Annotated in this window: 22 protein-coding genes and 6 pseudogenes; 9 read left to right on the plus strand and 19 right to left on the minus strand. The window is 49.0% G+C overall.

Annotated features, from left to right (window positions below; translation table 11 throughout):
- Positions 1-220: 220 nt before the first annotated feature.
- Positions 221-936: pseudogene (locus tag ACQGXV_RS23975) on the plus strand (glycoside hydrolase family 28 protein); the annotation flags it as partial.
- Between the two features lie 23 nt (positions 937-959).
- On the opposite strand, the gene ACQGXV_RS23980 reads toward ACQGXV_RS23975, so the two are convergent.
- Together ACQGXV_RS23980 and ACQGXV_RS23985 are read right to left on the minus strand one after the other, a co-directional pair.
- Positions 960-1493 (minus strand): IS630 family transposase, encoded by a 534-nt coding sequence (locus ACQGXV_RS23980; protein WP_440862665.1) that lies wholly within the window; start codon positions 1491-1493, stop codon positions 960-962.
- Entirely contained in the window at positions 1417-1782 is a 366-nt protein-coding gene (locus ACQGXV_RS23985; protein WP_440862584.1) for an IS630 transposase-related protein, read from the minus strand. Before ACQGXV_RS23985 ends, ACQGXV_RS23980 begins: the two co-directional genes overlap by 77 nt.
- Positions 1783-1818: 36 nt before the next feature.
- Between ACQGXV_RS23985 and ACQGXV_RS23990 the strand changes: the two are divergent.
- Positions 1819-2488: pseudogene (locus tag ACQGXV_RS23990) on the plus strand (glycosyl hydrolase family 28 protein); the annotation flags it as partial.
- Between the two features lie 152 nt (positions 2489-2640).
- Here ACQGXV_RS23990 and ybaK read toward each other — a convergent pair.
- The 5 genes from ybaK to ACQGXV_RS24015 form a co-directional block, all read right to left on the minus strand.
- Positions 2641-3120: a Cys-tRNA(Pro)/Cys-tRNA(Cys) deacylase YbaK gene (gene ybaK / locus ACQGXV_RS23995; RefSeq protein ID WP_440863401.1), complete on the minus strand. Its 480-nt coding sequence runs from the start codon at positions 3118-3120 to the stop codon at positions 2641-2643.
- Between the two features lie 28 nt (positions 3121-3148).
- Positions 3149-3964 (minus strand): TraB/GumN family protein, encoded by an 816-nt coding sequence (locus ACQGXV_RS24000; protein ID WP_440867577.1) that lies wholly within the window; start codon positions 3962-3964, stop codon positions 3149-3151.
- Between the two features lie 114 nt (positions 3965-4078).
- Positions 4079-4537, minus strand: a complete 459-nt coding sequence (locus tag ACQGXV_RS24005; RefSeq protein WP_440863402.1) for an NfeD family protein — start codon at positions 4535-4537, stop codon at positions 4079-4081.
- The gene (locus ACQGXV_RS24010) at positions 4527-5450 is read right to left on the minus strand and encodes an SPFH domain-containing protein (RefSeq protein WP_440863403.1); all 924 of its coding nucleotides are present in this window, start codon (positions 5448-5450) and stop codon (positions 4527-4529) included. The genes ACQGXV_RS24005 and ACQGXV_RS24010 overlap by 11 nt, the downstream gene beginning before the upstream one ends.
- A gap of 168 nt (positions 5451-5618) precedes the next feature.
- Positions 5619-5747, minus strand: coding sequence for a transposase (locus tag ACQGXV_RS24015; RefSeq protein ID WP_440862618.1), 129 nt, complete (start codon positions 5745-5747; stop codon positions 5619-5621).
- A 38-nt stretch (positions 5748-5785) separates the two neighbouring features.
- Here ACQGXV_RS24015 and ACQGXV_RS24020 point away from each other — a divergent pair, with 38 nt between their 5' ends.
- Positions 5786-6151 (plus strand): IS630 transposase-related protein, encoded by a 366-nt coding sequence (locus ACQGXV_RS24020; RefSeq protein ID WP_440862584.1) that lies wholly within the window; start codon positions 5786-5788, stop codon positions 6149-6151.
- A complete protein-coding gene (locus tag ACQGXV_RS24025; RefSeq protein ID WP_440862665.1) occupies positions 6075-6608 on the plus strand; it encodes an IS630 family transposase in 534 nt (177 codons plus the stop codon). The genes ACQGXV_RS24020 and ACQGXV_RS24025 overlap by 77 nt, the downstream gene beginning before the upstream one ends.
- Positions 6609-6755: 147 nt before the next feature.
- Here the strand turns inward: ACQGXV_RS24025 and ACQGXV_RS24030 are convergent, their stop codons facing one another.
- Entirely contained in the window at positions 6756-7502 is a 747-nt protein-coding gene (locus tag ACQGXV_RS24030; protein WP_440863404.1) for a methyl-accepting chemotaxis protein, read from the minus strand.
- Positions 7503-7588: 86 nt separating this feature from the next.
- Between ACQGXV_RS24030 and ACQGXV_RS24035 the strand changes: the two genes are divergently transcribed.
- The gene (locus ACQGXV_RS24035) at positions 7589-8488 is read left to right on the plus strand and encodes a transposase family protein (RefSeq protein WP_440863405.1); all 900 of its coding nucleotides are present in this window, start codon (positions 7589-7591) and stop codon (positions 8486-8488) included.
- A 12-nt stretch (positions 8489-8500) separates the two neighbouring features.
- Here the strand turns inward: ACQGXV_RS24035 and ACQGXV_RS24040 are convergent, their stop codons facing one another.
- Both ACQGXV_RS24040 and ACQGXV_RS24045 read right to left on the minus strand, forming a co-directional pair.
- Positions 8501-8785: a HAMP domain-containing protein gene (locus ACQGXV_RS24040; protein ID WP_440867578.1), complete on the minus strand. Its 285-nt coding sequence runs from the start codon at positions 8783-8785 to the stop codon at positions 8501-8503.
- Positions 8707-9306, minus strand: a complete 600-nt coding sequence (locus tag ACQGXV_RS24045) for a hypothetical protein (RefSeq protein ID WP_440867835.1) — start codon at positions 9304-9306, stop codon at positions 8707-8709. Before ACQGXV_RS24045 ends, ACQGXV_RS24040 begins: the two co-directional genes overlap by 79 nt.
- 109 nt (positions 9307-9415) lie before the next feature.
- Here ACQGXV_RS24045 and ACQGXV_RS24050 point away from each other — a divergent pair.
- Positions 9416-10221 (plus strand): annotated as a pseudogene (locus ACQGXV_RS24050) (IS5 family transposase).
- 635 nt (positions 10222-10856) lie between these two features.
- A pseudogene (locus tag ACQGXV_RS24055) lies at positions 10857-11027 on the plus strand (IS256 family transposase); the annotation flags it as partial.
- Between the two features lie 23 nt (positions 11028-11050).
- On the opposite strand, the gene ACQGXV_RS24060 reads toward ACQGXV_RS24055, so the two are convergent.
- Together ACQGXV_RS24060 and ACQGXV_RS24065 are read right to left on the minus strand one after the other, a co-directional pair.
- The gene (locus ACQGXV_RS24060) at positions 11051-11584 is read right to left on the minus strand and encodes an IS630 family transposase (protein WP_440867579.1); all 534 of its coding nucleotides are present in this window, start codon (positions 11582-11584) and stop codon (positions 11051-11053) included.
- Positions 11508-11873 carry an IS630 transposase-related protein gene (locus tag ACQGXV_RS24065; RefSeq protein ID WP_440862584.1) on the minus strand — a complete coding sequence of 122 codons (366 nt, stop codon included), beginning with the start codon at positions 11871-11873 and terminating at the stop codon, positions 11508-11510. Before ACQGXV_RS24065 ends, ACQGXV_RS24060 begins: the two co-directional genes overlap by 77 nt.
- Positions 11874-11909: 36 nt before the next feature.
- On the opposite strand from ACQGXV_RS24065, the pseudogene ACQGXV_RS24070 reads away from it, so the two are divergent.
- Positions 11910-13044: pseudogene (locus tag ACQGXV_RS24070) on the plus strand (IS256 family transposase); the annotation flags it as partial.
- Between the two features lie 283 nt (positions 13045-13327).
- On the opposite strand, the gene ACQGXV_RS24075 reads toward ACQGXV_RS24070, so the two are convergent.
- The 7 genes and pseudogenes from ACQGXV_RS24075 to ACQGXV_RS24105 all read right to left on the minus strand — a co-directional run bounded on the left by ACQGXV_RS24075 (position 13328) and on the right by ACQGXV_RS24105 (position 20144).
- The gene (locus ACQGXV_RS24075) at positions 13328-13612 is read right to left on the minus strand and encodes a tetratricopeptide repeat protein (protein ID WP_440867580.1); all 285 of its coding nucleotides are present in this window, start codon (positions 13610-13612) and stop codon (positions 13328-13330) included.
- A gap of 412 nt (positions 13613-14024) precedes the next feature.
- Positions 14025-14290: pseudogene (locus tag ACQGXV_RS24080) on the minus strand (PAAR domain-containing protein).
- A gap of 760 nt (positions 14291-15050) precedes the next feature.
- Entirely contained in the window at positions 15051-15311 is a 261-nt protein-coding gene (gene yfaE / locus ACQGXV_RS24085) for a class I ribonucleotide reductase maintenance protein YfaE (protein ID WP_440863406.1), read from the minus strand.
- A 4-nt stretch (positions 15312-15315) separates the two neighbouring features.
- Positions 15316-16446, minus strand: a complete 1131-nt coding sequence (gene nrdB / locus ACQGXV_RS24090; RefSeq protein ID WP_264644966.1) for a class Ia ribonucleoside-diphosphate reductase subunit beta — start codon at positions 16444-16446, stop codon at positions 15316-15318.
- An 87-nt stretch (positions 16447-16533) separates the two neighbouring features.
- Positions 16534-18819 (minus strand): class 1a ribonucleoside-diphosphate reductase subunit alpha, encoded by a 2286-nt coding sequence (nrdA, locus tag ACQGXV_RS24095; protein WP_440863407.1) that lies wholly within the window; start codon positions 18817-18819, stop codon positions 16534-16536.
- 423 nt (positions 18820-19242) lie between these two features.
- The gene (ubiG, locus tag ACQGXV_RS24100; protein WP_440863408.1) at positions 19243-19965 is read right to left on the minus strand and encodes a bifunctional 2-polyprenyl-6-hydroxyphenol methylase/3-demethylubiquinol 3-O-methyltransferase UbiG; all 723 of its coding nucleotides are present in this window, start codon (positions 19963-19965) and stop codon (positions 19243-19245) included.
- A complete protein-coding gene (locus ACQGXV_RS24105; RefSeq protein ID WP_440863410.1) occupies positions 19962-20144 on the minus strand; it encodes a hypothetical protein in 183 nt (60 codons plus the stop codon). The genes ubiG and ACQGXV_RS24105 overlap by 4 nt, the downstream gene beginning before the upstream one ends.
- Before the next feature lie 135 nt (positions 20145-20279).
- Here ACQGXV_RS24105 and gyrA point away from each other — a divergent pair, with 135 nt between their 5' ends.
- Positions 20280-22916: a DNA topoisomerase (ATP-hydrolyzing) subunit A gene (gyrA, locus tag ACQGXV_RS24110; protein ID WP_440863412.1), complete on the plus strand. Its 2637-nt coding sequence runs from the start codon at positions 20280-20282 to the stop codon at positions 22914-22916.
- Positions 22917-23008: the final 92 nt, after the last annotated feature.

The raw sequence follows: 23008 nt of genomic DNA on the forward strand, positions 1-23008 counted from the left end.
TAGCCTGACAAAAAATGCAAGTCTCTATTCAGCAACTAGTTTAGAGACTGGAAACCTGCTATGAGCCAATTCATGTTGATGTATGGAGAACGAATCTCCGGTTAAGCAATGGAGCCATTTACACAAAATTCTTTACAGACTCCACAAACGTGTTCTGTCGTTTTTTATTGAAAATCTTTTAATTTTTTATTAAAACACCTTTTCAATATAGAGTGTTGGAATGAAGAAGGGGTTTGTTTTGTCATTGCTTGGCGCATGTATTGCGGTCAGTTCTCAGGCGGGTGTCGCAGCCTTACCTGCCGTTGTCACTTTTACCGATAATGGCAAGGTGTGTGTGATGTCACGCAATATGGCGCGGAAGGCCATCGCCTGCAAATTGCATTGAATACGGATTCATTCCAACGCGCTATCGATGATTGTGCGGCCGCAAGCGGCGGTACGGTATTGGTGCCGGAAGGTAACTATCTGGTCAACCCACTGTTCCTGAAAAGTAATGTGCGTCTGAACCTGGCGAAGAATGCCACCATTGTGGCGTCGACAGAAGAAGCGGCCTATCGTGCCACGGAGCAGACCAAATACGCCGAGGCGGAAAATGGCTGGTTGCCGTTTATCAGTGTTGCTGATGCCAAGAACGTCGCTATCACCGGTGAAGGTACTATTGATGGCCAAGGTGCCGTATGGTGGGAACGCTGGCGTGCCAATATTCGCGCTACGGGCAAGAAAGGCGGTACCGACCGTCCGCGCTTAATCTATATCACCCGCTCCAGCAACGTGTTGGTGGACGGCGTTACCCTGACGCACTCGCCGAGTTTCCACGTGGTGATGCGTTACGCGCATGACGTTAACGTCAACAATACAAAAATTCTGTCGCCCTGGCATGCACCAAACACCGATGCCATCGATCCTATGGACAGTCAGAACATTCGTATCACCAATATAGCCAAGCGACTTAATTTTGATTACACCATATGGACTGAGAACAAACTCTCTGTATCGCAACCCATCTCTCTTTTTTTGCTTTTTGCTTGTGCCCATTTATGCTCAATTGGGTTAAGATCTGGCGAATATGTAGGCAAATACTCCACCATATACCCTGCATCGATGATGACTTGTTGAATATTATGTTTTTTGTGAAAAGTGGCATTGTCCATCATGATTACACTGTTTTTAGGGAGTACTGGGATAAGGACTTGTGTGACCCAGGCATAGAAAACATCGCTGTTAATATTGATATCAAATAATCCGATAGCAAACAGCGTTGTGCCTAATAAAGCGCCGATAACATTTGTTCTTCCCCTAGCTCCCCAGTTCTTCAGGCCAAAACACCGTTGACCTTTTGGGGAATAGCCGTGAGTCCGTGGGGCATCGTGTGAAAAACCACTTTCATCAATAAAAACAATAGGTTTACCTTCTTTTTCATACTGTTGTTTTTTTTGTTGAAATCCCTGCCGGGCGTTTTCGTCGGCTTTCGGATGACGTAGAGTTTTTTTTATAGGTCAATCCCAGCTTTTTAAGCGCTTGCCAAATGGCCTTCTGACAAACGCCAAAACGCTCTGCACGTTCTTTTTGGTAAGCATCTGGATATTGTTCAACATCTTTTATCAACTCGGATTTATCGATCTTTCGCTGACGCGTGGTCGATGCTTTTGACTCTATTTGATTAATCCAACGCGATACAGAGGCAGGGCCAATCCGAAATTGCTTCGCTGTTTCTCGGATACTCAACCCTTCGTTTTTCCGTGTAGATATCACTTTACGTCTAAAATCAATTGAATAGCTCATTTAAATAATGTAATCAAAATTAAGTCGTTTAGCTATAACTTTATCGACTGTAACGACGACCATATCGCCATCAAGGCCGAGAAGCCCGATGAGCGCTTCCCTGAAGGCGTCGTCGACAATATCTACCTTGCAAACAACGTATTGCGTCAAGGGCGCGGTATTTCTATCGGCAGTGAAACCTCTGGTGGTGTGAACAACGTACTGGTGGAAAATAACCAGTTCGAAGGTTCGATGTACGGTATTCGTATCAAGACGCTGCGCGGTAAAGGCGGCGAGGTGAAAAACATCACTTATCGCAATACCAAAATGGTCGATGTCGATATTCCGCTGGTGTTTGCAGGCTACTACAAAGCAGCTCCCATCGTGCAAGCGGAAGTGGATAAGCTGCTGGCAGAAGGTGGTTTCACCATGGGTGAACAAATTTACCCGCCAGATACCGATGCCAAACAACCGTTTGATAAATATAAGACGCCGCATTTTAGCAATGTGACGATCGAGAACCTGGAATCAACCGGCAAAAGCAAAGCCGCGGCGTACATCATTGGCGTACCTAAGGCACCCTTGAGCGGTTTCCATTTTGACAACGTGCGCATCGATGCCGATCAGAGGATCCGCGTGCGTAACGCCGAAGTGCAAACCAAAGGCCTGACCCTCAACGTGAAGCAAGCCAACGCTGTTGGTCGAAAAAGGGGCTAAGGTCGATTAATTACCCGTTTTGAAGCGGTGGCAGGGGACACACTGGCCGTGGAGTCCTCTGCCATCAGCTTCTTTTACGCTTCATACTTTGCGCTGTGGCGGCGTTGGCCGCACTCAGTCACCCGAATCACTGACTTGAGTCAGCGCATTGGAATTCCTTCGCTAATCCCGCTTGGCAATATCACTAAATGACGCTTTTAGCAGTTTCGCCAAATCGGCGGGCGCGAGTCCGATATCCAGTCCGCGTTTGCCGCCGGAAACGTAAATCACCGGGAAGTGCTGTGCGGGTTCATCAATGGCGGTTGGCAGTAATTTTTTCTGTCCTAACGGGCTGATACCGCCTACCAGATAACCCGTAACCCGCTGAGCAAGCATCGGGTCGGCCATATCCGCTTTTTTGGCACCAAAGGCTCGCGCCACCTTCTTTAAATCTAACTGCCCGGAGACTGGCGTGATGGCAACTGCCAAATGTTTGGCATCGCCGTTCAGCGCTACCAGCAGGGTTTTGTACACATGCTCTTTATTCAATCCCAGCTTACGTGCGGCTTCTTCGCCAAAATTGGTTTCGTTTGGGTCATGGTCGTAGCTGTGAAGTTGGAAAGCGACCTTATTTTTTTCCAGAAGTTTTACTGCGGGTGCCATGGTGCTCGTTCCTTAGTCAATCCCGTCGTTATCGCGCTGCGCTATCCGGTTGTAGCAGGGAAGGTAGGCTATTGTCGCCATACAGATGCAATGCACCGACTGCCACTACATACTGTCCGGTCGGCAGTGCCTGTAACTGATCGCGCCAACGGGTATTGCGTTGGCGCATCAATACTTCGGACAAGGCGTGGCTGAATGTCGCCGGAATAGCGGCAGCGGATTTTGCCGGCGGCCCTTCCAGCCACCAGCCGGTCATCACCTGAAGCAGACGTGCATTAACGTGCCAGTGATCCAGCGTATCTTCCAACAATGCTACACCCCCTTGCGGCAATTGTCGCAGCATGGTGAGCTGTTCTTGCTGTCCTTCAAGCTCAATCACCGGAATGTTTGCCGCTTTGGCGGCCTGAATCAATTGATAATCGATACCATATTGAGGGCGCAAGCCTAGCGATTGCGCTTGCATCGCCTGGAGTGTCAGCGCAGCGTGCCAGGCGGGAAGATGCGCAAAACGATTCAGGTTAAGCGCCAGCACTTCACAGTGCTGCTGGAACTGCTGATAGCGTTCTGGGTCCAGACGTTCTGCCAGCGAAATGGGCTCGTATTCTTCCTGCAACGGCGATCCTATATCGGAGATATCGGCTTCTACCACCAGCGCAGTCGACTGGAGCAGTTGTTGCAGCAACACCTCCGGCAACGGAGACATCGCTTGGCTGCCCATATGAATACTGCCCACTAAATGCAGGTGTCCACCGTTTGTCACAGAAACATCCAGTGCGGGATAGGCATAGGTGACCGGGGAAACTAATCCCAACCACGTGGCCAGTTGGCGCAGTAACGTCATGATTTATCTCCATCAACCACAAACGTTCATGCTAGCTGCTTATGTCGCGCGAGGATACTGCCATAAGGATGAAAAATCCCCAACCCTGTTACGGCTGGGGATCGTCGTGAAGGGCGGTTAAACCTTGAGGGCGCGCACGTGTAGTGTGATGCCATCAACGGCAATCACTTCAACCGTTGTGCCGACGGACAGGACTTCATCGGCTTTGATCCGCCAGGTGCTGTCACCGATTCTGGCGCGGCCGATGCCATCTTCAACCGCTTCGGTGACAGTTGCGCGCACCCCAATCAGTTGCCGACTGCGTTGGTTCAACAGTGTGGCATCGGTTATTCGACGTGAACGGCTGCGCAACCAGTACCACCACAGCAGCGCGGTGATGATGGTCAGCACGGCAAACAGCGTTCCCTGCCACGCCCAGGGCAACGGTAATACCCAGGTTAATAAGCCGATGATAACGGCTGACACGCCGCTCCACAGTAGATAACCGCTGGCTCCAAGCATTTCTGCCGCCAGCAGCAAACCACCCAGCGAGAGCCACATCCAGTGGGCATTCTCAGCCAGCAGTTCAACGTCCATTCTGGTTCCGGGCGTTTCCGCTATCTTTAATCAACTCAGCGATACCGCCGATAGCACCCATCAGATTGCTGGCATCCAGAGGCATCATGACAACTTTGCTGTTGTCGGCAGAACCAATCTCTTTCAATGCATCGGTATATTTTTGTGCCACAAAGTAGTTGATGGCCTGAATATTACCCGAGGCAATGGCGTCAGAGACCATTTGGGTGGCGCGTGCTTCTGCTTCTGCGGCTCTTTCTCGGGCTTCAGCTTCCAGAAACGCAGATTGACGTTGCCCTTCGGCTTTCAAAATTTGTGATTGTTTTTCACCTTCCGCTTTGAGAATGGCGGCCTGACGCACCCCTTCCGCTTCAAGAATATCGGCGCGTTTGGTTCGTTCGGCTTTCATCTGGGCGTTCATGGAGGCAATCAATTCGGCGGGGGGGCGCACGTCGCGGATCTCAATACGGGTAATTTTTATCCCCCATGGGCCAGTGGCTTCATCAACAATATGCAGCAAACGAGTGTTGATACTGTCACGCTGCGACAACATTTCATCCAGCTCCATCGAGCCCAGCACGGTACGGATGTTGGTCATGGTCAGGTTTTTGATCGCCAATTCGAGCGAACTGACCTCATAGGCTGCACGTGGCGCTTCCACTACCTGAATAAAGCAGATGGCATCAATCGTCACGTTGGCGTTATCTTTGGAAATCACTTCCTGGGAGGGGATCTCAAGCACCTGCTCCATCATATTGATTTTGCGACCAATGCGATCCATGAACGGCACCACCAGGTTTAACCCCGGCATCAGCGTCTTGGTGTAGCGGCCAAAGCGTTCTACGGTCCACTGATAACCTTGCGGCACGATCTTGATCGCTGACCATACAATAACCAGCGCAACAAATATCAATACGGGAATGACAGTCAGCATGGTTTTCACCTCCAAAGGTAGTTTTAAAAATAATTTATTGAAATAAAACTATATTTTTCTTCATCCTGAAAAAGTTATTTTAGCGCCGTCGATGCATAAAGCCTATCTTTTCGTAGGCGTAATCGCGCGCTGTCATTGGCGTATTATAGCCAAGCGACTTAATTTTGATTACACCATATGGACTGAGAACAAACTCTCTGTATCGCAACCCATCTCTCTTTTTTTGCTTTTTGCTTGTGCCCATTTATGCTCAATTGGGTTAAGATCTGGCGAATATGTAGGCAAATACTCCACCATATATAGCTAAACGACTTAATTTTGATTACATTATTTAAATGAGCTATTCAATTGATTTTAGACGTAAAGTGATATCTACACGGAAAAACGAAGGGTTGAGTATCCGAGAAACAGCGAAGCAATTTCGGATTGGCCCTGCCTCTGTATCGCGTTGGATTAATCAAATAGAGTCAAAAGCATCGACCACGCGTCAGCGAAAGATCGATAAATCCGAGTTGATAAAAGATGTTGAACAATATCCAGATGCTTACCAAAAAGAGCGTGCAGAGCGTTTTGGCGTTTGTCAGAAGGCCATTTGGCAAGCGCTTAAAAAGCTGGGATTGACCTATAAAAAAAACTCTACGTCATCCGAAAGCCGACGAAAACGCCCGGCAGGGATTTCAACAAAAAAAACAACAGTATGAAAAAGAAGGTAAACCTATTGTTTTTATTGATGAAAGTGGTTTTTCACACGATGCCCCACGGACTCACGGCTATTCCCCAAAAGGTCAACGGTGTTTTGGCCTGAAGAACTGGGGAGCTAGGGGAAGAACAAATGTTATCGGCGCTTTATTAGGCACAACGCTGTTTGCTATCGGATTATTTGATATCAATATTAACAGCGATGTTTTCTATGCCTGGGTCACACAAGTCCTTATCCCAGTACTCCCTAAAAACAGTGTAATCATGATGGACAATGCCACTTTTCACAAAAAACATAATATTCAACAAGTCATCATCGATGCAGGGTATATGGTGGAGTATTTGCCTACATATTCGCCAGATCTTAACCCAATTGAGCATAAATGGGCACAAGCAAAAAGCAAAAAAAGAGAGATGGGTTGCGATACAGAGAGTTTGTTCTCAGTCCATATGGTGTAATCAAAATTAAGTCGCTTGGCTATAACAGGTGTAGCAGAGGGAGTCATCCTGTCGGCTAATTCTGATTTATTCAACAAAGCCCTGAAAATAGCAAAAACGAGAGGTGAGGCAAGCAGGGGCGCGAATACGCCCCGGCAAGAGGCTTAATTAAAAGGTGGTCCAGTTATCGTTTGAGGATACGGTGGTGGAACCGGTGCTTGCAGCAGCCAGTCGCGGTGTTTTAATTGCTGCTGTCGGGGGCGCTACGGTCGTTGAGCTAGTCGGCGTAATGACAAACACGGAGACGGCATCCGTCAGGCGCTGCGCTTGATTTTGCAACGATTGTGCGGCCGCTAAGACTTCTTCCACCAGCGATGCATTTTGCTGTGTTGACGCATCAAGCTGCCCGACACCAATGTTGACCTGATCGATCCCGACGCTTTGTTCCCGGCTGGAGTGCGCAATTTCCGCCATAATGTTGCTCATGTGCGAGGCGTTGGCGCTGAGGTTTTTCATCGATGTTTCGGCACCTTCCACCAGTTCCATCCCTTGCTGTGTGGTGTGCACGGCATCGTCGAACAGCGCTTTGATCTCTTTTGCCGCGGCGGCGCTACGCTGCGCGAGACTACGCACTTCGCTGGCAACCACAGCAAACCCGCGACCCTGTTCACCTGCACGCGCGGCTTCAACGGCGGCGTTGAGCGCCAATATATTGGTTTGGAAAGCAATACCGTCGATCAGGGCGATGATTTCTACCATGTGATTCGCAGAGTCACGGATTTCATGCATTTTGCTGGCGGCATCGGACATTTTGCTGCCGCTGTTTTCCATTTCCAACGCGGCATCGTTCACCAGCGTATTCGCCTGTTGGGTATTTTCTGCGGTGTTTTTGACGGTAGCGGCCAGTTGGTTCATTAAACTAGTTGCTGAATAGAGATTTGCATTTTTTGTCAGGCTATTGAGAATAAAAAGAGGTTTAACTTAGAGAATAAAGGTTTGAAATGATCAACAAAGAGCGGTTGTTACGAGATAATCGTTTATGTAAAGCAATCATTGGATTATCAGTCGAAGAATTGAAAAATTTAGCCGCTGAATTTTCAGCTTGTTATTTGATTTATCGGCAAAAGAATCGAAAAGATCACGAGCGGCAGATGGGTGCAGGGCAGAAAGGATTTATCCCAACCCCATTAGATAAACTGCTTTTTATTTTATTGTATTTAAAATGTTATCCGACCTATGATTTGCAAGGACTTCTTTTTGGTTTAGATAGAACACGGGTATGTCGCTGGGTAAAAATATTATTGCCGGTTTTAGAGATGACCTTGGGGCGAGAATGTGTTTTGCCCGCTCGTCAAATTCGCTCTGCTGAGGAATTTTTTCGCGCCTTTCCTGGAGTTAAAGACGTCTTTATTGATGGGACAGAGCGACCTGTCCAAAAGCCTAAGAATCTGCGTCGGCGAAAAAAAATGTATTCGGGAAAGAAAAGACAGACCACTCGAAAAGGGCTTATTATGACTGACGAAACAAGGCAAATTGGATTTATCCCCATGAGCAAAAATGGGCGCGGTCACGATAAACGCTTACTCGATAAAGTCGATATAATTCGCCATATTCCTCCTGAGGTAACCATCTGGGCAGATACCGGTTTTCAAGGTATAGATAAACAGCATCCTAATACACAAATCCCAAAAAAAGGAACTCGAAAAAGACCTTTATCGCCTGAACAAAAACAAGAAAATAAAATAATCTCGGGCATCCGTATTACAGTTGAACACGCCATCGCGGGTATCAAGCGCCTCGGTTGCATGACCCAAATTTTACGGAATCGTAGACCCTTTATTGATGATACCTTCTTACTCCTTAGCGCCGGTCTTTGGAATTTCCATCTCAGAACAGCGTAAAATTTACTTCAATCACCGAAACACCCTTATTTCACTATTAAGCAACACGCTTATTGATGCGGCCGTCTCTTCCAGAGAACTGGCATGCTCTTCGGTGCGGCCAGACAGATCCAGGTTACCGGCCGCAATCTGTGCGGTAGCGGAAGCAATGCTGTGTGCGCTATCGCGCAGTTGCCCGACGAGATGCTGGAGATTGGCGGTCATCGTGTTCAGCGCATTCAATAAAATGCCTGTCTCATCTTTACGCTGATGAGCAATCGAACGGTCAGTTTGCCTTGTGCAACGGACTCTGCCAATGACACCGCTTGCTGCAAGGGCAGTACCACGCTGCGCGCCGTCACGAAGGACAGCGTCAGACTGATAACGACGCCAGCAAGAATAATGCACAGCAGTACGATGCGAATACTGCTGTAACTTTGATTCACCGTTTGGTCCGCTTGCCACATGCGATATTCGGCTTTGCTGATGAACTGTGAGATATCTTTTTTGAGCGCAGTGCCCAGAGGCCAGGTGACTTCAAGGGCCTGATGGCGTATGTCCTGGCGGTTTTTCGCCAGATTCAGCAGCGCATCGCTGGCGTCGGCAAACTTGCTATAATCCTGCTTGATGGTATTTAACGCAGCTGTGAGTTCAGCGTCGTCCTGTACTGAGTTGCTGAGCGTCGTAATATGTTTAACGATAACACTGCGGTCTTTTTTGATTTGTTCAACCGTCGTGTTGATGTTATTTTCATCATTTTCTGCGGTCAGGGCAAAGAATGCGGATTGGCTAATAAATACGTTATTTAAACTGCTCATAACATTGTTGGAGAGCATCACGGTAGGGTAATTTTTCTTTACTACGGCGTCGATGTGCTCATGGAAGCTTTTAGAACCTATCCCAAAAGGAATTGTCAGTTAATAAGTAATGGCAATTTCTGAGGGAAGTATGGCAATCAATAAGTGGCAGATCAGCGATGAACTCTGGGGGAAAATGGTTCCGTTGCTCCCGGAACACAAAACCCACCATCCGCTGGGTACGCATCGCAGGCGGGTTGATAATCGTGCCGCAATGAACGCCATTCTCTTTGTGCTCAGAACGGGTTGCCAGTGGAATGCCCTGAATGCCACCGGGATATGCTCGTCAAGCTCCGCTCACCGCCGCTTCCAGGACTGGCGGGATGCAGGAGTTTTTGAACGGTTCTGGCAGAACGGGTTGCTGGCCTGCGAGCAGCTGGATGCTATCGACTGGTCATTGCTGTCGATGGATGGTTGTATGACGAAGTCACCGCTGGCAGGCTCAAAAAAACAGGACGGAATCCCACAGACCGGGGGAAACAGGGTGTAAAGCGTAGCCTGATGACCGATGCGAACGGGCTTCCCCTCTCTCTGGTTGTCTAAGGGGCAAATACCCACGACATAAAGCTGGTTGCTGATACTCTCGACGCCCTTCAGACGGGCAGACGCGGCAGAAAGCTCCGCCTCTGTCTGGACAAAGGCTATGAAGCCGGATGGCTGGAGGCCTGTCTGAAAAGTCGTCGTTACGAACCTCATATCCAGTCAAGGAAAGAGGAGTCGGAAGCCATCAAAAACACGGATTTTAAAGCTCACCGCTGGGTAGTGGAGAGAACGCACAGCTGGATGAATCGCTTTCGTCGGGTTCTGACTCGCTGGGAGAAGAAAGTCGAAAATTATGAGGCGATGCTGCATTTTACCTGCGGCATCATTGTCTGGAATAAAATCCTATTGGGATAGGTTCTTAAGCCCACCAAAGGCCAATATACCAAAAATAATCAGGATAAGCAGGCTGATGATAGCGCCAATCGCAAGGCGCGTGGCGATATTCAGATCTGAAAATTTCATTATCGTCCCTATTATAAGAATTATATACCCTAAATAATTCGAGTTGCAGGACGGCGGCAAGTGAATGACAAATTTGTCTGGAACAAATTTGAACAGCACCTGTGCTGGCCCGTAGGGTGAACCTCAGGGATGAGGTTCATTCATCCCGATGAGCTTACACTGGTAAGTGATTCGGGTGAACGAACGCAGCAAACACACCTGCAACGTGAAGTATGACGGGTATAACAATGTGGTCCTTCTTTCCGCTGCGGACAGTGCAGACAAGAATAACTGCCGTAACAGCACGATTGAGGCTAGCTCAGTATATAAGTAAAATTATGCGGGGATTTAGACCGTTTTTATCCTAAAAAAGGGTTTAAATAATAGAGTGAGATAAACCTTTTAAATTTATTATATTTACGCTGATAAATACAAATTGGAAATAATATACTGACTAAACTATTTGCTGTTGTTATGCCCCTGCCGTGAGAGAGTGTAAAAAGATCTGTGTAAATGGCATTTTGAGGAAAACCTTCAGAGGACAAAAAATGCCTATCAGCAACGAACTTATTGACCAACTGCTTCAGGATTGCCACTCCCCTCAGGAGCTTCTGGGTGAATCAGGCCTACTCAAGGAGCTGACTAAAAGACTGGCGGAACGGGTTCTTCAAGCTGAGATGGAGATACACCTTGGGTATGCTAAGCATGACCCGGCTGGTATAGCCAAGCGACTTAATTTTGATTACACCATATGGACTGAGAACAAACTCTCTGTATCGCAACCCATCTCTCTTTTTTTGCTTTTTGCTTGTGCCCATTTATGCTCAATTGGGTTAAGATCTGGCGAATATGTAGGCAAATACTCCACCATATACCCTGCATCGATGATGACTTGTTGAATATTATGTTTTTTGTGAAAAGTGGCATTGTCCATCATGATTACACTGTTTTTAGGGAGTACTGGGATAAGGACTTGTGTGACCCAGGCATAGAAAACATCGCTGTTAATATTGATATCAAATAATCCGATAGCAAACAGCGTTGTGCCTAATAAAGCGCCGATAACATTTGTTCTTCCCCTAGCTCCCCAGTTCTTCAGGCCAAAACACCGTTGACCTTTTGGGGAATAGCCGTGAGTCCGTGGGGCATCGTGTGAAAAACCACTTTCATCAATAAAAACAATATGTTTACCTTCTTTTTCATACTGTTGTTTTTTTTGTTGAAATCCCTGCCGGGCGTTTTCGTCGGCTTTCGGATGACGTAGAGTTTTTTTTATAGGTCAATCCCAGCTTTTTAAGCGCTTGCCAAATGGCCTTCTGACAAACGCCAAAACGCTCTGCACGTTCTTTTTGGTAAGCATCTGGATATTGTTCAACATCTTTTATCAACTCGGATTTATCGATCTTTCGCTGACGCGTGGTCGATGCTTTTGACTCTATTTGATTAATCCAACGCGATACAGAGGCAGGGCCAATCCGAAATTGCTTCGCTGTTTCTCGGATACTCAACCCTTCGTTTTTCCGTGTAGATATCACTTTACGTCTAAAATCAATTGAATAGCTCATTTAAATAATGTAATCAAAATTAAGTCGTTTAGCTATAATAATTCAGGCAACTCCCGCAATGGCAAGACATCCAAGAGCGTACGTAGCCAAAATGGGGAGATCGAGCTCGATATTCCGCGCGACCGCAACAGTATAGCCAACCGACTTAAAAATGATTACATCCTATGCCCTGATATGCGGCAAAGAAGCATAGCTGGCTGTTATCAAAATAATGTCGCTTGGCTATACCTTCGAGCCGACACTGATCGGTAAGCACGAAAAGCAGCTTAACGGCTTCGATGACCGCATTATTTCTCTCTATTCCAGAGGGCTATCAACCCGTGATATTCAGGCTCACTTTAAAGAAGTCTACGGGGTTGATGTTTCCGCTGGCTTCATTTCTCAAGTGACCAATGCCGTGATGGATGACGTTAAGCGCTGGCAGCAACGGCCGCTGGATGCGTTTTATCCCATTGTTTACCTTGACTGTATTGTGGTCAAAAGCCAGGACGGCGGAGCCGTGACCAACAAGTCTGTTTACTTGGCTCTAGGCATCAACGGCCAGGGCGAAAAAGAGCTGCTGGGGCTATGGATAGCCAAAACCGAGGGGGCCAAGTTCTGGTTATCTGTAATGACAGAACTGAAAAATCGTGGGCTACAGGACATCTTCATCGCCTGCTGCGATGGCCTGAAGGGCTTTCTTGATGCCATTGAAGCTGTTTACCCGCATGCGCGGGTACAGCTCTGCATCGTGCATCAGGTGCGGAACTCGCTGCGCTACGTCGGCTGGAAAGAGCGTAAAGCCGTTGCTGCTGACCTCCGCACTATCTATAGTTCCGCAACGCTAGAGGGCGCTGAAGAGGCCCTGGATGCCTTCGCGGCCAAATGGGATGAGCAGTTCCCGACGATCAGTCCATCGTGGAGAAATAATTGGGAACGTCTCATCGTCATTTTTGATTTTCCGCCGGAGATCCGCAAGGTTATCTACACCACCAACGCGATAGAGTCGTTAAATGCTTCATTGCGCAAGATAACGAAAACGCGACGAATATTTCCAACGGATGACTCGGTGCTAAAATTATTCTATCTAGCCTTGCATAATATCTCGGCTAAATGGACCCTACCAATCAGAGACTGGAAACCGGCTATGGGCCAATTCATGTTGATGTATGGAGATCGGATTTCCGGTTAAGCGATGGAGCCATTTACACGAAATTCTTTACAGACTCTGCCGTGATGGCGGGGACAATTTCGCCCTAGTCTGCTTTTCCTGCCGCCTCCAGCTTCCTGGCCTTTTGAGGGGCTTTGTTGAATAATTTAACCGTTTGATTTACATCTTCTTTAGTTAGAATGCATTTACAGAGAATGTATTTTGTTAGAACGACAAATCAAATAGTTAGCACAATAAAAAGCATTCCGAGAGGAAAAATTAGTCGTTGAAATTTTATAATGCTTATATAAATCAGTATCTTAAATTATTCAACAAAGCCCTTTTGAGGCCATTGCGCTGCAATAGTGCTGTTTTTTTCCACACCAAGCCCTTGAGAGTACATCCACCATAAATTGATATGGGAGTGATAATCACCTTTTTCAGCCGCTTCTGTGTAGATTCTAATGGCTTTCGTGTAATTGACCTCCATCACCTTGCCCTTTTCATACATAAAGCCAAGCGCCCTCATGGCATCCAGATTTCCTTGCGCAGAAGCTTTCTCATACCAGTATTTGGCTTTTTCATAATCAATATGGCTTTGTTGAATAATTTAAGATACTGATTTATATAAGCATTATAAAATTTCAACGACTAATTTTTCCTCTCGGAATGCTTTTTATTGTGCTAACTATTTGATTTGTCGTTCTAACAAAATACATTCTCTGTAAATGCATTCTAACTAAAGAAGATGTAAATCAAACGGTTAAATTATTCAACAAAGCCAATCAATATCTCGTATGCCGCCATCATCATAAGCGTTTCCTAACGCGTATTGCTCAGCGGCGTCAGGGGTATTGCTATCACAAGCCGACAATAGGAAACAGGTAAGTCCTAGCACAACCAGCCGATTCATCCTTAACGCCATTTAAAGTACCTTTATTACCCTTTGCCGTTACCTATACCTGAATAAATATTATCGGTGAACTAACGCGTCCCTAAAAGTCTGTATGCCCCAAACCCTATCAACCGATAGTGACACTTCCCCCGCCAATCAATACGCTGCCACAGCTAACGGTGTCCCCTGTGCGCGCGGCGGGCTTGCCGTCAGTAAAGACGCTGGATGAACCGGCGCTGATAGTTCGGCTGTGTCCGTGCGGAGCCAGAGGATCGCCTTGCCGGGCCGATGGCATACCATCAACCTTGACGGTTGATGACCCCGACACGATTGATGTTGGTGGATGGTTACCGTGCAGGTATCGTTATCGCCTGTTTTGACGGCGTTTCCCATTGCTGATTCCCTATTAAAGACAACCTTGGTGATCACAAGCTCATCAATATTACTGCCGTGACCGTAACTCCATTTAACATGTGGGCTGGAGCAGGCCACCAGAGAAAGGCTAAGCCCGATAAATATAATCAGATACCTGAACATGGCTTTGTTGAATAATTTAAGATACTGATTTATATAAGCATTATAAAATTTCAACGACTAATTTTTCCTCTCGGAATGCTTTTTATTGTGCTAACTATTTGATTTGTCGTTCTAACAAAATACATTCTCTGTAAATGCATTCTAACTAAAGAAGATGTAAATCAAACGGTTAAATTATTCAACAAAGCCCCTGAACATCATACCTCCTGATTGCCGATGATATGTCGCCGTTCCGTGCTCACGGAGGTTTCCCGTTTGTTGGTGTTGGCGTCGTGTTTCGCCTGGTTGTTGAACGGGATTAATAGTCGTTCGGGCAACGCGCAAAAACAGTGTCATTTCTTTAATGTTATGTTTTTTATGGGGATTTAGTTATTCGCACGGCCGATGATGCCAACGTTGAGCAAGACATTGCGCAGACCTCGTGAATCATCTGCAAACATTTCGCAAAAAGTGATTTATGCCAACAAGTGAGCAAGAAATTGCGCAGGGTGTGCATTTATTCTAAAAATATAACGCGATGGCTCAGGCGTGAGCAAGGCATGGGGGCGACGAGAACATGGGGTTATCAGCGTGGCGGCATGCCACATTTTGGCATTGCACTGTGCATGCCGAACGCTCAGAGCTCTAACTCAATATCATTTACTGGCATGCAGCAGCAGGGCAAGATTTCGTCTTGCTGTAAACAGGCAAGGGGTGCTTGACGATAGGCGACGCGGCCTTTCACCAGCCGTAAGCGACAGGCGCCGCAATAGCCCGAACGGCACTGATATTCCACCGGCACGCGGTATTGTTCCAGCACGTCGAGTAATGAGGTGGCGCTGTCGTTGTTGTCAAGCTGCGCGCCCGAGACGCGCAGTGTGATGGTTGAAGTGCTCATTGGCCTAGAGCTGGAAGTCACTCAGGTCATCGGCATTGATTTCAGAATCAATTTGGCCGACCAGATAAGAACTCACTTCCACTTCTTGCGGAGCAACCTGCACGTTGTCAGAGACCAGCCAGGCATTAATCCACGGAATTGGGTTAGTGCGCGTTTGGAAGGGCAATGGCAACCCAACCGCCTGCATGCGGATATTGGTGATGTATTCAACGTACTGACAGAGAATGTCTTTGTTCAGGCCAATCATCGAACCATCACGGAACAGGTATTCCGCCCACTCTTTCTCCTGCTGTGCCGCCAGCACAAACAGGTCGTAGCATTCCTGCTGGCACTCTTCGGCGATTTGCGCCATTTCCGGATCGTCCTGGCCAGAGCGCATCAGATTCAGCATATGCTGGGTGCCGGTCAGGTGCAGCGCTTCATCGCGGGCGATCAGTTTGATTATTTTGGCATTGCCTTCCATCAGTTCACGTTCGGCAAAGGCGAATGAGCAGGCGAAACTGACATAAAAACGAATGGCTTCCAATGCGTTGACGCTCATCAGGCACAGATAGAGCTGTTTTTTCAAGGCATGCAGATTCACTGTGACGGTTTTACCGTTCACCTGATGCGTGCCTTCTCCCAGCAGATGGTAATAGCTGGTCAGTTCGATCAGATCGTCATAGAAAGCAGAGATGTCTTTTGCACGTTTCAGAATCTCTTCATTGGTGACGATATCATCGAACACCAGTGCCGGATCGTTGACAATATTGCGGATGATATGGGTATAGGAACGGGAGTGGATGGTTTCTGAAAATGCCCAGGTTTCTATCCAGGTTTCCAATTCAGGGATGGAGATCAGCGGTAATAATGCGACGTTAGGGCTGCGTCCTTGAATGGAGTCCAGCAGCGTTTGGTATTTCAGATTGCTGATGAAAATGTGCTTTTCATGTTCCGGCAGCGCCTGATAGTCGATGCGATCGCGAGACACATCCACCTCTTCCGGACGCCAGAAAAAAGAGAGCTGTTTTTCGATCAGCTTCTCGAATATCTCATATTTTTGCTGATCGTAACGCGCTACGTTAACGGATTGACCAAAGAACATGGGTTCCAGAAGCTGATCGTTTTTATTCTGTGAGAAGGTGGTATAAGCCATAGGGCTGTATCTCCAAAAAGGGACAGGAGGCGTTTGACCGCATCCTGAAAAAAACTTACGTAAACAATATCCTATGCGGGAAACGGTTTAAATTTTGCAGGCACCGCCTTCGCAGCCGTCATCCTGTGCGTCGGTCAGTATATCTTCCTGAACGTCTTCCGCGCCGTCACGGGTGTTTTGATAATACAGCGTTTTCAACCCGAATTTATAGGCGGTGAGCAAGTCAGTCAGCAACTGTTTCATCGGCACTTTTCCTGACGGGAAGCGCGCCGGATCGTAGTTGGTGTTGGCAGAAATAGCCTGATCGACAAACTTCTGCATCAGTCCAACAAGTTGCAGATAGCCGTCGTTGTTCGGCATTTCCCACAGTAACTCGTAGGCATCCTTCAGGGTTTCATAATCCGGCACCACCTGGCGCAGAATACCGTCTTTTGACGCCTTGATACTGATATTTCCGCGCGGTGGTTCAATCCCGTTGGTGGCGTTGGAAATTTGTGACGAGGTTTCCGACGGCATCAGCGCAGAGAGCGTGGAGTTACGCAGACCGTGTGTTTTGATACTGTCGCGCAGTGCTTCCCAATCATAATGCAGCGGTTCGCTGCAAATACCGTCCAGATCGCGCTTGTAAGTGTCAATAGGCAGCACGCCACGGGCATAGGTTGTTTGGTCAAACCACGGGCAGGCACCCTGTTCACGCGCCAGTTCGTTTGAGGCTTGCAGCAGGTAGTACTGAATGGCTTCAAAGGTTTTGTGCGTCAGATTGTTGGCGCTGCCGTCGGAGTAGCGCACACCGTTTTTCGCCAGATAGTAGGCAAAGTTGATAACACCGATGCCGAGTGTGCGGCGGCCCATGGCCCCGCGTTTGGCCGCCAGAATCGGATAATCCTGATAGTCCAACAGGGCGTCCAGCGTACGGACTGCCAGGCGCGCCAGATCTTCCAAATCATCCAGGCTATTCAATGCGCCAAGGTTGAACGCGGAGAGGGTGCAGAGCGCGATCTCGCCTTTTTCATCGTTGACGTCTTCCAGAGGATGGGTTGGCAGCGCAATTTCCAGACACAGGTTGGACTGACGCACCGGTGCGATGGTCGGTTCAAACGGGCTGTGGGTGTTGCAGTGATCGACGTGTTGAATGTAGATACGGCCTGTAGAGGCGCGCTCTTGCATCATCAGCGAGAACAGATCGACCGCTTTCATGGATTTTTTGCGGATGCTGTCATCTTTTTCATACTGCTGATATAAGCGTTCGAACTCGTCCTGATCGGCGAAAAACGCGTCATACAGGCCGGGCACGTCAGAGGGGCTGAACAGGGTGATTTCTTGCCCTTTGACCAGGCGCTGATACATCAGCTTGTTCAACTGCACGCCGTAATCGAGGTGACGCACGCGGTTGCCTTCCACGCCACGGTTGTTTTTCAACACCAGCAGGCTTTCCACTTCCAGATGCCACAGCGGGTAAAACAGCGTTGCCGCACCGCCGCGCACGCCGCCCTGTGAGCAGGATTTCACCGCGGTCTGGAAATGTTTATAAAACGGAATACAGCCGGTATGGAACGCTTCACCACCGCGAATCGGGCTACCCAGCGCACGGATACGACCGGCGTTAATGCCGATACCGGCACGCTGTGAAACGTATTTCACGATAGCGCTGGAGGTGGCGTTGATGGAATCCAGGCTGTCGCCGCACTCGATCAACACGCAGGAACTGAACTGGCGGGTCGGGGTACGCACGCCGGACATGATCGGCGTTGGTAGCGAAATCTTGAAGGTCGAAATCGCGTCATAGAAGCGTTTGACGTAATCCAGACGCGTTTCGCGCGCATAACCGGAGAACAGACAGGCTGCCACCAGTACATACAGGAACTGGGCGCTTTCGTAGATGTCACCGGTGACGCGGTTTTGCACCAGATACTTCCCTTCCAACTGCTTGACCGCAGCGTAAGAGAAGGTCATGTCGCGCCAGTGATCGATGAAAGCGTCCATCTGAGCGAACTCTTCTGGCGTGTAGTCCTGCAATAAGTGGGTATCGTATTTGCCCTGTTCCACCATTTTGGTGACGTGATCGAACAACGTCGGCGGCTCAAACTGGCCGTACGCTTTTTTGCGCAAGTGGAAAATGGCCAAACGTGCGGCCAGATATTGGTAGTCCGGGCTGTCGCGTGAAATCAGATCGGCGGCAGCTTTAATAATGGTTTCATGAATATCGGCGGTTTTGATGCCGTCATAAAACTGAATGTGGGAGCGCAGCTCGACTTGAGACACTGACACATTGTGCAGGCCTTCTGCTGCCCAGGTAATCACCCGGTGAATCTTGTCCAGATTGATGCGTTCTTTGCTGCCATCGCGTTTGGTTACTAGCAGACTCTGGTTCATGTGGTGTAGTACCTATCCGTTTTTCCTATTGCAATAGTGTTTTCCCCGATCGAAAACGCACACGACAGTCTAGTGCTGCGGTGTGTGGAGGAAACACTACATATAGGGGGTTTAGTTTAGAATGATAACAAGATAGTGAGAATTTTCGGCTATTGCAAGTGAACAAAATACACTGAAATTGTGGATAACATGGGGAGGAATTGTTACACAGTGGCTAAACGCCTGTAGCGTTGCGGCCTTAACTTTTGTCAATGGATGGGGATAAAAAAATAAAAAATTGATCGGTTGCCGCTTTTTTCCGCGCACAGAAAATTCTTGATTTGATCAGCGTCTAAGGTTATGACGGTAGAGGGAATGGCAGATTGGCGACGATATCACCAATCTGCGTTGCAAAGGCAAGCGGTGAAGCCAGCCAACGCTGGCTTATTCAGCATCGCGCTGCGTATGCAGCATATAGTTCACGTCCACATTAGGGCCCAGCGTAAAACGATCGCGCAGCGGGTTATAGTGCAGACCGGTGATGTGCTGTTCTGCCAGTGCGGTGCCGTCCACCCAGTCCAGCAACTCTGCCGGGCGAATAAATTTTTTCGCGTCATGGGTGCCTTTAGGCACCATTTTTAGCACATATTCGGCGCCGAAAATCATCAACAACCAGGCTTTGGTATTACGGTTGATGGTAGAGAAGAACACGTGTCCACCGGGTTTGGCCAATGCGGCACAGGCGCGCACCACTGATTGCGGATCGGGCACATGTTCCAGCATCTCCATACAGGTCACCACGTCATAGCGCCCGGCGCGTGCCGCCGCGTGAGACTCCACGGTTTCCTGCACATACTGCACGCTGACGCCGCTCTCGAGCGCGTGCAGTCGGGCAACCTGCAACGGTTCGGCACCCATGTCCAATCCGGTCACCTCTGCCCCTTCGCGCGCCATGCTCTCAGCCAGAATGCCGCCGCCGCAGCCGACATCCAGCACCTGCTTGCCAAACAGCCCATCGGCGCGGCGCGCAATGTAGTCAAGTCGCAGCGGGTTGATGCGGTGCAGCGGTTTGAACTCGCCTTCCAGATCCCACCAGCGCGAGGCGACGGCTTCAAACTTGGCAATTTCATCATGATCGACATTCTGTGTCTGTGTTTCTGCGTTCATGCGGTATACAACCTTTTGTTATTCTCATCTGCGGTGAGTATATCGGGTGTAGGCAGGATGTATAGCCAAGCGACATTATTTTGATAACAGCCAGCTATGCTTCTTTGCCGCATATCAGGGCATAGGATGTAATCATTTTTAAGTCGGTTGGCTATAGTAGCGATTCTCCTTTTTGCCACGGCGACGGAAAAGGCAGTGAATGAAAGAAAAGCGTCATTACTCGTGCGCGTATTTTCCCTGTGAGATGGGTTTTGTGCTATCATTTTCCACCTTTTGAACTCGGGTTGATGCATTAATAGAGGGATAGCGGCTCCATGAGCGACCTTGCCAGAGAAATAACACCGGTCAATATCGAAGATGAGTTGAAAAACTCCTATCTGGACTATGCCATGTCCGTTATTGTCGGGCGTGCCTTGCCTGATGTTCGTGACGGCTTGAAACCCGTGCACCGGCGCGTGCTGTACGCGATGAGCGTGCTGGGAAATGACTGGAACAAACCCTATAAAAAATCGGCCCGTGTGGTCGGCGACGTTATCGGTAAATACCACCCGCACGGTGATTCCGCCGTGTATGAAACCATCGTGCGTATGGCGCAACCTTTTTCCCTGCGCTATATGCTGGTCGATGGTCAGGGCAACTTCGGGTCGATAGACGGCGACTCGGCTGCGGCCATGCGTTATACCGAAATCCGCATGTCGAAAATCGCCCACGAGCTGCTGTCGGATCTGGAAAAAGAAACGGTCGATTTTGTGCCCAACTACGATGGCACAGAACAGATCCCCGATGTAATGCCGACGCGTATTCCTAACCTGCTGGTAAACGGTTCTTCCGGTATTGCCGTGGGGATGGCGACCAACATTCCGCCCCATAACCTGACTGAAGTGATCGACGGCTGTCTGGCGTATATCGAAGATGAAAACATCAGCCTGGAAGGGTTGATGTCGCATATTAAAGGGCCGGATTTCCCGACCGCCGCGATCATCAACGGCAGACGCGGCATTGAAGAAGCCTACCGCACCGGCCGCGGCAAAATTTACATCCGCGCACGCGCCGAAGTGGAAGTGGACGATAAAAATGGTCGTGAGACTATTATCGTGCATGAGATTCCCTATCAGGTGAACAAAGCGCGTCTGATTGAAAAAATCGCCGAGTTTGTGAAAGAGAAACGCGTTGAAGGCATCAGCGCATTGCGCGATGAATCTGATAAAGACGGCATGCGTATCGTGATTGAGATCAAACGCGATACCGTAGGTGAAGTGGTACTGAATAACCTCTACTCGCTGACTCAGCTTCAGGTCTCGTTCGGCATTAACATGGTGGCACTGCATCAGGGCCAGCCGAAGATCATGCCGCTCAAGGATATTCTGGTTGCCTTTGTTCGCCACCGTCGTGAAGTGGTGACGCGCAGAACCATTTTTGAACTGCGTAAAGCGCGCGAACGTGCCCATATTTTGGAAGGGCTGGCGGTTGCGCTGGCAAACATCGACCCGATCATTGAAGCGATTCGCAATGCGCCAAACCCGGCGGAAGCCAAGGCGGCATTGATTGCGCGTGCGTGGGATCTGGGCAACGTTGCGGCGATGCTGGAACGTGCCGGTAACGATGCTGCGCGTCCGGACTGGCTGGAGCCGGAATTCGGGATTCGTGAAGGTAAATACCATCTGACCGAGCAGCAGGCTCAGGCGATTCTGGATCTGCGTTTGCAAAAACTGACCGGTCTGGAACACGAAAAACTGCTGGATGAATACAAAGAGTTGCTGTTGCAGATTGCCGAATTGCTGCGCATTCTGATCAGCCCTGAGCGTTTGATGGAAGTCATTCGTGAAGAGCTGGAAGCCATCAAGGCACAGTACAGTGATGCGCGTCGCACTGAAATTACGGCTAACAGCGCTGACATCAATATCGAAGACCTGATCAATCAGGAAGATGTGGTGGTCACGCTGTCCCATCAGGGCTATGTCAAATACCAACCGCTGAGCGATTATGAAGCGCAGCGTCGTGGGGGCAAAGGCAAGTCAGCGGCACGTATCAAGGAAGAAGATTTTATCGACCGTCTGCTGGTGGCTAACACCCATGACACGATCCTCTGCTTCTCCAGCCGTGGCCGCCTCTACTGGATGAAGGTCTACCAACTGCCGGAAGCGAGCCGCGGTGCGCGTGGGCGTCCTATCGTCAACCTGTTGCCGTTGGAGCCGGAAGAGCGCATTACTGCGATTCTGCCGGTGCGTGAATACGAAGAAGGCCAAAACGTGTTTATGGCGACTGCCAGCGGTACGGTGAAGAAAACTGCGCTGACCGAGTTTAGCAATCCACGTTCGAAAGGGATTATTGCCGTTAACCTCAATGAGGGCGACGAGCTGATCGGCGTTGATTTGACGGACGGTGAGAACGAAGTGATGCTGTTCTCTGCCGAAGGCAAGGTGGTGCGCTTCTCCGAAGCGGCAGTGCGTGCTATGGGACGTACCGCTACCGGTGTTCGCGGTATCAACCTTCAGGGTGACGATCGCGTGGTGTCTCTGATCGTGCCGCGCGGTGAAGGCGATATCCTTACCGTCACGCAAAACGGCTTCGGTAAGCGTACTGCGGTGAGTGAATACCCGACCAAATCCCGTGCGACTAAGGGCGTTATCTCTATCAAAGTGAGCGAGCGTAACGGTCAGGTTGTTGGTGCGGTGCAGGTCGATGAGTTGGATCAGATCATGATGATCACCGATGCTGGTACGTTGGTGCGCACCCGTGTCTCTGAGGTCAGCATCGTAGGCCGTAACACCCAGGGCGTGACGCTTATCCGCACCGCGGAAGACGAAAACGTGGTAGGGCTGCAACGCGTTGCTGAGCCGGTCGAAGATGAAGAACTCGACAGCGTGGCAACGGCGCCGGGTGAAGTCGCGGAAGAAGAAGACGGCATTGATGATGCTGAAACCGACGACGAAGTGGCTGACGACGAATAATCGCGAGCTACATCGATGAAACAAAAGCCAGCACCTCAGATGCTGGCTTTTTTTATGCGCTCTCGGTACTGTATCGACAAGCCTTTCCCCTG

The sequence above is a fragment of the Symbiopectobacterium purcellii genome (assembly GCF_052050035.1).
Classification (GTDB): domain Bacteria; phylum Pseudomonadota; class Gammaproteobacteria; order Enterobacterales; family Enterobacteriaceae; genus Symbiopectobacterium; species Symbiopectobacterium purcellii_A.